This is a genomic window from Rhizobium sp. N122 (assembly GCF_002211295.1).
GTDB lineage: Bacteria > Pseudomonadota > Alphaproteobacteria > Rhizobiales > Rhizobiaceae > Rhizobium.
The window spans coordinates 19,515-29,907 of the sequence record NZ_LOKU01000042.1; the positions used below are offsets into that span (position 1 = coordinate 19,515).

Annotated in this window: 8 protein-coding genes; 6 read left to right on the top strand and 2 right to left on the bottom strand. The window is 59.7% G+C overall.

Going from position 1 to position 10,393, the window contains the following annotated elements:
* Positions 1-77 precede the first annotated feature (77 nt).
* Positions 78-1,310 carry an endonuclease/exonuclease/phosphatase family protein gene (locus ATY75_RS24475; protein WP_088939537.1) on the top strand — a complete coding sequence of 411 codons (1,233 nt, stop codon included), beginning with the start codon at positions 78-80 and terminating at the stop codon, positions 1,308-1,310.
* A 193-nt stretch (positions 1,311-1,503) separates the two neighbouring features.
* On the opposite strand, the gene ATY75_RS24480 is transcribed toward ATY75_RS24475, so the two are convergent.
* Entirely contained in the window at positions 1,504-3,357 is a 1,854-nt protein-coding gene (locus ATY75_RS24480) for a PAS domain-containing protein (RefSeq protein WP_184345208.1), read from the bottom strand.
* 370 nt (positions 3,358-3,727) lie between these two features.
* Here ATY75_RS24480 and ATY75_RS24485 point away from each other — a divergent pair, with 370 nt between their 5' ends.
* Both ATY75_RS24485 and ATY75_RS24490 read left to right on the top strand, forming a co-directional pair.
* The gene (locus ATY75_RS24485; RefSeq protein WP_088939539.1) at positions 3,728-4,813 is read left to right on the top strand and encodes a glycosyltransferase family 4 protein; all 1,086 of its coding nucleotides are present in this window, start codon (positions 3,728-3,730) and stop codon (positions 4,811-4,813) included.
* Positions 4,814-4,887: 74 nt separating this feature from the next.
* Entirely contained in the window at positions 4,888-7,038 is a 2,151-nt protein-coding gene (locus ATY75_RS24490; RefSeq protein ID WP_225881145.1) for an amylo-alpha-1,6-glucosidase, read from the top strand.
* Positions 7,039-7,610: 572 nt separating this feature from the next.
* Here ATY75_RS24490 and ATY75_RS34910 read toward each other — a convergent pair.
* Entirely contained in the window at positions 7,611-8,048 is a 438-nt protein-coding gene (locus ATY75_RS34910; protein ID WP_210199559.1) for a hypothetical protein, read from the bottom strand.
* 226 nt (positions 8,049-8,274) lie between these two features.
* Between ATY75_RS34910 and ATY75_RS24500 the strand changes: the two genes are divergently transcribed.
* From ATY75_RS24500 to trxC, 3 genes are read left to right on the top strand one after another with little or no spacing between them, the layout of a single operon-like run.
* A complete protein-coding gene (locus ATY75_RS24500; RefSeq protein WP_088939542.1) occupies positions 8,275-8,898 on the top strand; it encodes a hypothetical protein in 624 nt (207 codons plus the stop codon).
* A gap of 54 nt (positions 8,899-8,952) precedes the next feature.
* Positions 8,953-9,372, top strand: a complete 420-nt coding sequence (locus ATY75_RS24505) for a PRC-barrel domain-containing protein (RefSeq protein WP_190241416.1) — start codon at positions 8,953-8,955, stop codon at positions 9,370-9,372.
* Between the two features lie 34 nt (positions 9,373-9,406).
* On the top strand, positions 9,407-9,835 hold the full coding sequence (gene trxC / locus ATY75_RS24510) for a thioredoxin TrxC (protein ID WP_245317625.1): 429 nt from the start codon (positions 9,407-9,409) through the stop codon (positions 9,833-9,835).
* Positions 9,836-10,393 lie beyond the last annotated feature (558 nt).

Genomic DNA, 10,393 nt, shown 5'->3' on the forward strand with positions numbered 1-10,393 from the left:
CGCTCGCGGAACTCTTGCGCGGATTTGCAAAGTGTAATTCACTCCCCGCAATCAACTTTGAGGCGAGGGAGACGTCGATGATCCGATATGTGGCCGCATGCCTTCTCGTTCTGTTCGGATCGGTCGAGGCCCTGGCAAGCCAGGTTACCATAGCCACCTGGAACCTCGGCTGGCATATGGACCTGGAAACGGCGCAGCACTGGATCCGCGAATGTTCGAAGAACTATGTCGAAGATTCCGCCACCGGCAAGTTCAAGCCGTCGCAAGAAGCGGGGTTCAAGCCGGGATGGGACATCGATGCATTCAAGATCGAGGGATGGGACGTCGGCCGCCTCCCCGTCTGTAATGTCTACTTCGCCGGGGGAACCGTTCGCGTAAATCTTGAGGCCTACCGCAAGCGGCAGGAGCAGATCACAAACTTCATCTCCCGCTCCATACCCGCCGACATCATCGCCTTCCAGGAAGTCAGTGGCGAACAAGCAGTCCGGGAAGTGCTTCCGAACGGCGCCAGCGATTACGATTTCTGCCCCGTGACGGGCTACAAGGTGCAACGCCTCGTCATTGCCTGGAAGAAGACGCTCGGTGAAAAAATGTCCTGCGCCATCGAGGACGCGCTCAGCCTTCCCGCCAACCCGGACGACAAGCGCCCTCGCCCAGGTCTCGCTCTCACACTCAAGGTCGATGGGAAACTGCTTCGCATCATGGATGTCCACCTCAAGTCGGGTTGTGTGTCGCCATTCGACGATGGAAAGCTGGAGGGTACTGGTAGGGATTGCACGATCCTGCACCAACAGATTGATCCGCTGGAAAGCTGGATTGAGAACGCGGCGGCCGACGGCGCCAAGATCGTTCTCCTCGGCGATTTCAACCGCAACTTCTGGCATGAGCTGCGTGACCAGCGACCGGCCAGGACCGACGCCAGCGGAACCTCGTCGCCACGGCCGGCAGGAGTGCTGTCCCGGTCCCTCATTGAAGAAGTGGCCGACGGTCAGCCGGCGGCCGGCAATCTCAAGGTTCTCGACGAGCACTGCCAGATCAGCGATGCCGGACAGGCCCTCTGCACTCAGGCCGAGATCCGCGACCTGACCACGCCGGAAACACAGCTGCTCGCATCGGACAATTATCTCGGCTGCCGCAATCCGGTCGGCCTTGATCACATCCTCGTCGGCCCCGGAATCAACAGCGATGGCCCGGCCGAGCATCTGAGCATTGGAAACCTGGGTGGCAACAAGGCGGGCACCCCAAATGGGAAAGACCAGGTGCTGGCGATTTCGGATCACTGCCCGATGATCGCCCGGCTGAACTTCTGATGAGGCTTCCTCGTATGCAGAGGTCGCCTTGAAAGGGTATGAACCCTCGGCCAGCTATTTCGACTCCGTGGGAGCACGTCGGAGTGGGAGAGCACAGAGGGTAGAGGAAGGCCCCACGACTCTTGGTGCCTAAAACCGCTCGCCGTTGCTGTCGCTCCCGTTCAAAGGATGTTCTAGGAGCCGGCAGCCGACTTCACCCCACCCCGGCTGCTGTTGCCATACCTGCGACCAACGCGATCTGGAGCAGCTCCGTAAGGCTGTCCGCGTTTAGACGGTTCATGACTTGCGAACGATGCAGTTCCACCGTGCGCGGGCTGATGCCGAGCTTCCGTCCGATCGATTTGTTAGTTCCGCCGTCAACCAGGCCGACGAGCACCTCGTGCTCCCGGGGCGTCAGTCTGGCAATGCGAGCAGCAGCATTTTCTTCGCGCTTCATCGGCCGCGTGGTCCCGAGACATTCCGCCATCGCTTTGGAGAGCGTGGGGCGAAGGAGTACTTCCTTTGCCACGATTACGTAGTCGACCGCGCCGGCCTTCATCGCGGTGACGGCCGCCTCGACATCCGCCCCCGGTGCGTCTAGGGCGATCGTTGGCAGAGGAATCGATCGCGCCTTGAGCTCGCGTGGGATTGAGAGGCCCTCGTCCTTCGCCTTACGGAGATCGACGAGCACACAGCCGGGCGCGAGCACTGGGGCCACGTCAAGAAAGGCGGAGCCGCTTGCAAAGGTGCGCGCCCGATAACCTTCGGCCCTGACAATACCAGCCAGGCGGCGGGCGTCAGCGGCCCTACTGCAAATGATATAGGCTTGGCGGATATTGTCCGTGGTGAGGTCCTCGGTGATCCCGCCGATCCGGGTCACGGCGCCTTGCTCATCGAGGATCGGAAAGCTCGTGTCCCGAAGCGAGCGGATTGCGCCGTCGACCGGCCGGACGATCCGATACTCGAACTGCTCGACTTCCCCGGCCCCAACGGAGGCAAGCGCACGTTCGACCTGCTGTCGGTCGTCGGGATGAACATCTTCCATCCACTCGGCGAAGGGTGTGGGCGCCTCCGGACCCGGTATGCCCCAGATCTTCTCATAGGCGGCGCTACGATAGATGATCATCGCTTCGACCGAATCAACGATCCAGATCAGGTTGCTGCTATTGTTCGCGAAGCTGCGAAACAGCGCCTCACTCGCCCGAATCGCTGCCTCGCTGCGGCGCCGAGTTGTGATGTCGATCGCGGCACCGATGAAACCGATGGCGCGCCCTTGCGAGAAGGTGGCTCGGCCCGAGGTCGCGATGTGGCGAGTGCCGTTGCCGTTGCGCCCGAGCAGCCGATACTCGACGTTGTAGCGCCCGTCGCCCGCCGGATCGACACATGCCGCGATTGCACGGTGGACGGATGGCAGATCGTCGGGATGAATAGCTGCCTCGAACACTTCCATCGTGACCTCGATGTCTGGAGGGAGGCCCCACATCGCCCGCAAGCGCTCGTCCCATTCCAGTGCTCCGGTGACCGGATCCCAGGAATAGATACCCAGGCCCGCCAGCTCCGTCGCGGCACGCAGGCGAGCCTCGTTCTTCCTCAAAGCTTCGTCCAAGAAGCGGCGCTCGCTGATGTCACGCGACATGCCAACCACCAGCTCGACCGAACCGTCCTCGGCACGGACCGGTCCCCACACGAACTGGACGTAAGCTTGGTAGCCGGTCGTGCTGCGGTAGAAGACTTCGTCCTCGACAGTGACCCCGTCCGTCAGGATGTGGTCGATGTGCCCATTGAGGCGGTCTGCAAGGTCTGCAGGATAGTCGAGGTCAGCGAAACTCTTGCCAATCAACTCGTCTGACGAAACCGCGAGCATCGCGGGGTTGGCATAGACGAAGCGCCGCTGCCGATCGAAGGCATAAACGAAGTCGGGGATTGATGCCAGCGTCGCCTCGAGGAACCGGCAGTGGCTGGAGAGCTCGGCGAGCACGTTTTTCTTTTCGGCCGCCCTCGTCAGGTCGCCCAGCTCCTGCGCGGTCAGATCCGACCCTGTGCCAGTATTAGGAATGTCGGACGTCATGCTCGCCCCCATTGCAGAGTTGCGGGGATGGTCAGCTAACCCCCACACCCTCGGAAGGTTCCCTAGGTATCGCCCGCATGTTCACTATCCTCCCGGGTGTAGATAGTGCCACTTTGAACATTAGGAAGATTTAAATGAGAGCCCTAATCTGGCGCGGCAAGGAAGACGTCCGTTGCGACACGGGTAACCGACCCGAGATTGAACATCCCCGCTATGCTGCCCGGGGGGACATCCTCGACCATGAGTCGATGCGAGAAGTCGTCGATCGGAAGGCACAGCGAGCAGTTAGTCGAGAGATTAGTCAACAGTAACATCTGCCGTACCGACCCTAGTGGGGGAACGGTAGTGGAACACCTACGGAAATTTGCCGATGCGAATCGCTCAAATCGCGCCGCTTGCAGAAAGGGTGCCGCCCAGGCTCTACGGAGGAACGGAGCGTATCGTCTCCTATCTCACCGAAGAACTGGTTGCTCAAGGCCATGACGTCACTCTGTTTGCGAGCGGCGATTCCCTCACCGACGCGACGCTTGTGCCATGTTCGGATGTCGCCTTGAGACTCAATCCAGCCATTGAGGACCACCTGCCCCATCAGGTCGTGATGCTGGAGGTAATCCGCCGTCATGCGCGTGAGTTCGATATCCTGCATTTCCACATCGACGTGTTGCATTTACCGCTAATTAGTGAATTTGCCGATCGCACCGTGACAACACTGCATGGGCGGCTCGATCTGCCGGACCTGCGCCCACTGTACCGATGCTTTCCGGAGGTTCCGCTGGTATCGATCTCGGATGATCAGCGTCGGCCAATGCCGCCGGTCAATTGGCTAGGTACGGTTTATCACGGCCTGCCATCCGACCTCCTTTCCTTCACGCAAAGGCCGAAAGGCAATTATCTCGCCTTCCTCGGCCGCATATCCCCCGAAAAACGACCCGATCGGGCAATAGAAATTGCTATCCGGGCTGAAATGCCGCTGAAGATCGCCGCCAAGATCGACAACGTCGATAGGGCATATTGGGAGACAGCGATCGAGCCGATGATGAATGGGCATTCCAACATCGAATTCATTGGTGAGATCGATGAGCACCAGAAGGCGGAGTTCCTCGGCAATGCCAGAGCCCTGCTGTTCCCGATCGACTGGCCCGAGCCATTCGGGCTGGTAATGATAGAGGCAATGGCCTGCGGCACGCCGATCATCGCCTTCCGCTGCGGCTCGGCGCCGGAAATCATAGAAAATGGCGTTTCCGGCGTTCTGGTCGACAACGTCACCGAAGCTGCCGAAAACGTCGAATGGGCGCTGCGGCTTGATCGGCGCGGGATACGCGACACGTTCGACCAGCGCTTTACGGCCGCACGGATGGCAGCAGACTATCTGAACATCTATCGGCAACTGACTGGTGTTTTTCCGGACGCTGATTGCCCCTGCCCGAACACCCCTGCCGTTCAGCTCTTCGCTTAATCAGGGAGGCGCCTATGCAAACGACCCCTGCAAACACTCTCCATTCATTGGCTTCCGCAGGCGCGGATACCGCGATGGACCAGTTCTTCGTTCCGGCAACCGCATCGCTGCAGGAGCGACGGCCGCGAACTCTCAAGCACGGAGACACCTTCGCCATTTTCGACCATAACGGCGATCTTCTCTCGGGACCAGAAAGTCCGGACGGCATCTTCCATTGCGATACGCGGTACCTGTCGCATCTGCATCTGGCGATCAATGGCAGACGGCCGATGCTCTTGTCGTCGACGCTGCGCGACGACAATGCGATGCTCACCTGCGATCTTACGAACCCCGATTTGTTCGACAAGGGTGGAAAGCTTCTTCTCAGCCACGATCTCATTCATATGCGCCGATCTCGCTTCCTGTGGAATGGCCGCTGCCATGAGCGATTGACTGTCAGAAACTACGACGAACAGGCCCAGCGCCTTCGGATCGAAATCGCTTTTGCGGCTGACTTTGCCGATCTGTTCGAAGCACGCGGCACGGTGAGGATAAAACGGGGACAAAAGCTGCCTGCCACCACCACGGGAGGGCATGTCGTTCTCTCCTATGTCGGTCTCGATAACCGAAAGCGCTCGACCCAGCTATCGTTCGATCCGCGGCCGGACCAGTTCAACACGGATCGCGTCGCTTACGACCTGCATCTAGCGCCACACGAGATGAAATCGCTCTTCATCGAGATCGCTTGCGATCCCTCTGACACCGGCAGGTCGGGCTACCGCTCCTTCTTCTTTGCCCTCAGGGACGCGCGACGGGCGCTGCGGGCGTCCTCGTCACGAGCGGCATCTATCAGCTCATCCAACACCATCTTCAACGAAGTGGCGCGGCGGAGCATCTCCGATCTCTACATGCTGGTGACGCAGAAACCGGAAGGCCCTTACCCTTATGCGGGCATTCCATGGTTCAGCACGGTCTTCGGCCGTGACGCCCTCATTACGGCGCTGCAGACGCTCTGGCTCGATCCGGAGATTGCGCGTGGCGTCCTTGGCCATCTGGCTGCCAATCAGGCAACTGAAATCGACGCTGCTTCTGATGCGGAACCCGGGAAGATCCTGCATGAAATGCGTTATGGCGAGATGGCCGAGCTTGGAGAGGTGCCTTTCCGACGCTACTACGGCAGCATCGATTCTACTCCGTTGTTCCTGATGCTGGCGGGGAAATACCTTAAGCGAACCGGCGACCTCGCGACCATCCGCCGTCTCCTGCCGAATATCGAGGCGGCGCTGACCTGGATCGACGAGTATGGCGATCGCGACGGCGACGGGTTCGTCGAGTACGGGCGTCTGACGGAAGAAGGATTGATCAATCAGGGCTGGAAGGACAGCTACGACTCCGTCTTCCATGCGGACGGAACACTCGCCAAGGGGCCGATCGCCATCGCTGAAGTACAGGCCTATGGCTACGGCGCGTGGCAGGCTGCGGCGGAGATCTTCAGGCGGATTGACCGGCCGGATCGCGCCGCAAGCTTTCTCGCAAAAGCAGAAGGGCTACGTCGCGCATTCGATATCCATTTTTTCGATGAGGAAATCGGCACGTATGTCTTGGCCCTCGACGGAGGCAAGCGCCCTTGCCGGGTACGATCTTCCAATGCCGGCCACGCGCTGTTCACCGGCATTGCTTATCCGGAGCGAGCGCAACAGGTTGTCCGCACGCTGATGAACGCTTGTTCATTCTGTGGCTGGGGGATCCGAACACTTCCCTCAACGGAAGCGCGCTACAATCCCATGAGTTACCACAACGGGTCGATCTGGCCGCATGACAACGCCATGATCGCCAGTGGTCTCGCCCGATACGACTATCGTGCGGAAACGGCCCGGATATTCGAGGGACTGTTTGCGGCTTCGACCTACATAGATCTGCGGCGGCTTCCGGAACTCTTCTGCGGCCTGGCGCGCCAGCGGGCGCAGGGCCCGACCTTCTATCCGGTCGCCTGCTCTCCGCAGGCCTGGGCTGCGGCATCGGCGCTCTCGTTGCTGCAATCCTGCCTCGGCCTCGATTTCGATCCGAGTACCTTGGAGATTAGTTTCAACGAGCCGCAGCTTCCGACCTTCCTCGATGAGGTTACCTTGCGGCACCTGCTGATTGGCACCGGCTCGGCCGACCTTTCCATCCGCCGCTCCGGACGCCATGTCGTCGTCGACGTGATCGACCGCAAGGGTGACATCCGAGTCCTCACGACCGTATAAGCCGTGCATCCCGGGGGGACTGGCAGGATTGACATTCTCGTCAACAATGCAGCGCAGATGGACTGCAACTAGGAAATTTATAATGGGTTTGGTCAAGGAGCCATTCTACCCGACCTGTTCGAGCGGTAGCGTGTTCTTGTGGGCTGCCCACGAGAACCAGCGCGCGCCACCCCGCCATCATCACTAAGGTCCCAATGATGAACGATCTCATTCTTTTACCGCTACGGCTATTGAAAACGAATGGCGGCCGGTGAACGACCGCCAGCCCTGTTAGTTGATCACCTCTGGATAGTCTTGCATGACGAAGGCTCGAACCTCAAGGGGTGATCGGTAGAGCATAGGCGATCGTATAGTCGCCGATGCGGCTGCCTACATTGGAATGGCCGGCGGCGGTTATGACAACGAACTGTCGCCCCTTACTCTCATAGCTCAACGGTGTCGCCTGCCCACAGGCGGGAAGAGGAGCTTTCCACACCTCCCGGCCGGTTTTCAGATCGAAGGCACGAAAATATTCGTCAGCTGCAGCGCCAATGAAAATCAGACCACGCGCTATCGTGACCGTACCGCCGATATTAGGGACGCCGATCGTCAGCGGCAGAAACGGCAGGGACTGCAAGCGAGACGGCAAGGGTGGGCGCCACCACGGGTCGATGGCCGTCCAGACTGGCCCTGTCGAGGCCACGCCGGGCCAAGGACGTAAGAAGCCAGAGACCGGCCACTGCGGGTGGTGCCATGCGCGGTAGCAGCGCCCAGAACTGGTCGCCCGTTTCCCAAATCTCCCAAGGGATCGTGCCAGCGATCACGGCAAGCAATAGCCACGCAAAACTGCTGCCGATCCACATAAGGATCGCTGAGACGATCAACACTGCTCCCGCTACGAAATAGTAATAAGAGCAGCCGAGGATCGCGAGCCAGCCGCCCTCGCCGATCAGAGCGAGCGGCACCAATATCAGGAGGAACGCATAGACGCCAGGCGGTCGACGATGCGAAACCACGTAATCTTGACTCATATGCAAAGCCTTCTCGTTGCTCGATGTGATGACAACTACAATTCAGAACAGGCGCCGACGTGTCGCGCGTACGTTCCGCCTGCCCTAATCTGTTCCGACGGGCAAGGTACTGCCGGCTGACGGGATATTTACGTCTGCGTGTTGGACCCGCCCTGACGATCGTCAAGGCGCGGCATGATTTCCGGAGTCATGAAGGGTGGCATCACCTTTTGGGGAGCGGAGAACCATGGAGCCCGAAGCCGATGAAATCCTCGCACAAAGTTCTGTCCGCGAAGTTGCCGGCATCGTCCGGACCCCAGAGATTCTGGACGATGTGGTGGAGGCTCTCGAACACGCTGGCTTCGATCGCGCGGACATCGACGTCATGGCGGATTGCGCGACCATCCGAGACCGCTTCGGAACCATTTTCATTCCCGTGGAAGAACTCGCCGATGTCCCGGGCGCTCCCCGGCGCGCCTTCATCCAGCGGGACGATGTCTCGATGGTACGCGTTGGGGCGACTGGTGTGCTGTTCTATGTCGGTGCTACCGTCGCGGCTTTAAGCATCGTCGCATCCGGCGGCAGCCTGGCGGCCGCTCTCGCGGCAGCCGCAGCAGCAGGCGCGGCGAGCGGCGGCATCGGGGCCCTTGCTACTCGGTTCCTCACCCGCGAGCGAGCCAGCATGATCGAAACCATGATGATGGAAGGCGGTCTTGTTCTCTGGGTGCGGGTGCGATCGGAAGAGGCCGAAAGGCAGGCGGAGGAGATCATGCGCGAGCAGGGTGTCGAGCAGATCCGTGTCCACGAAATCGTGATTGACAAGCGTCTGGAAGATCTACCGCTTGCCAATGTCATCACGCGCAGCGAATAACGCCGAAACCGGCTACGGCCTTCAGCCAAAGCAATGAAAACTGAGGCGGCAACCATGATCCACACACGTTCTCAATATAGTGCGGCCCTGGTCTGCGCGGCCGTACTGTTCCTGGTGACCCGTTCTGGCGCATTTTCCGACGAAGTTGGCCTCGTCGCACTCGATGTCAACGAGGTTGCAAAAGGTTTCAGCGGCGATGCGCTGAAGGTGCGATCAGTCGTCAACGACAAGGGCGAGGCCACAGGCCACATCGATGATTTCATCTTCAGTCGGGATGACGAACAGGTCTTCGCTGTTCTGGCTGTCGGTGATTTTGTCGGTCTCGGTAGCTCCCAGATAGCCGTCCCGTTGCGCAGCCTCAAATTCGAGGATTCCACGGGCCCAATCGTCCTGCCTGGCGCCAGTCGCGCAGCTCTGTTGAAACTGCCGGTTTTTCTCTACAACCCCTTAAGCCTGATTATTTATCGAGTGTGATATCGATGATGGAATAGTGCCGATGCCTTCAATAATGAAAATTGTCTGCCCTCACTGTCTGAGCGTCAATAGACTAGGCTCCGATCGTGACGCCAGACGAGCGAAATGTGGCAAGTGCACGGGACGTCTATTTGACGGTCGCACGCACGCTGTCGACGAGGCTGCGTTCGACAGGCACATCACACGCAATGAGATTCCGGTGGTCGCCGATTTTTGGGCCGAATGGTGTGGCCCATGTAAGATGACAGCCCCGATTTTCGAGGCCGCCACTGCGGAGATGGAACCCGCGTTGCGCTTTGTGAAGGTTAACACCGAAGCGGAACCGGCGCTAGCGGCGCGGTTTCAGATCAGGAGCATTCCAATGCTGATGATATTTCGCAAAGGTGTGCTCGTTGCACATCGTGCCGGTGCACTTGACCGAGCTACCTTGCGCGCATGGCTCGGCTCCCTTCCCGCGGCATAGGTGTGTCTTTGATTCGCCAAGGGGCGTGGCCATCCCGGACTCGCTGCCAGAGGACAATTGGTCGTTGGGGGCAATGGTTCGTCAGAGCCTTCGCAATTGCACGGTCCGCCTGCATCGAGCGGTGCCGCAATGAGTCCTCAAGCATGGGTAAGCCAATGTCCGGGGGTAGCGGCCAAGGGTTCGTGGCGAATGGGCGGCGAACCCGTGACAATTCCTGCCGTTGAGGGGTCTTCATGGATCATCAGCGAACTCCGATGGTGGCGTTGCGATCAGCAACGGGCCAAAACCCATTGTGAGATATTTGCCCCGGATCATTGCGCTACGTGATCAGGGAGCACCGGCCCCGACAGATCGCCGACGGCCTCGACGCGCCAGGATGGTCCCCGCCAAGAATTCTAAACTCGACGCGCTAGCTGTGAGCTTCCAATAGGTTGTCCATTCGATCCGGACCGGGAAAGCTGAGGTTGTCGAAGCTTCAGTGATTCTCGGGGGACCGAATGGACATCCATATGAATGCCCGCCTCACGCCGCTCAGTCGAGCGGTAATTGCGCACCGCG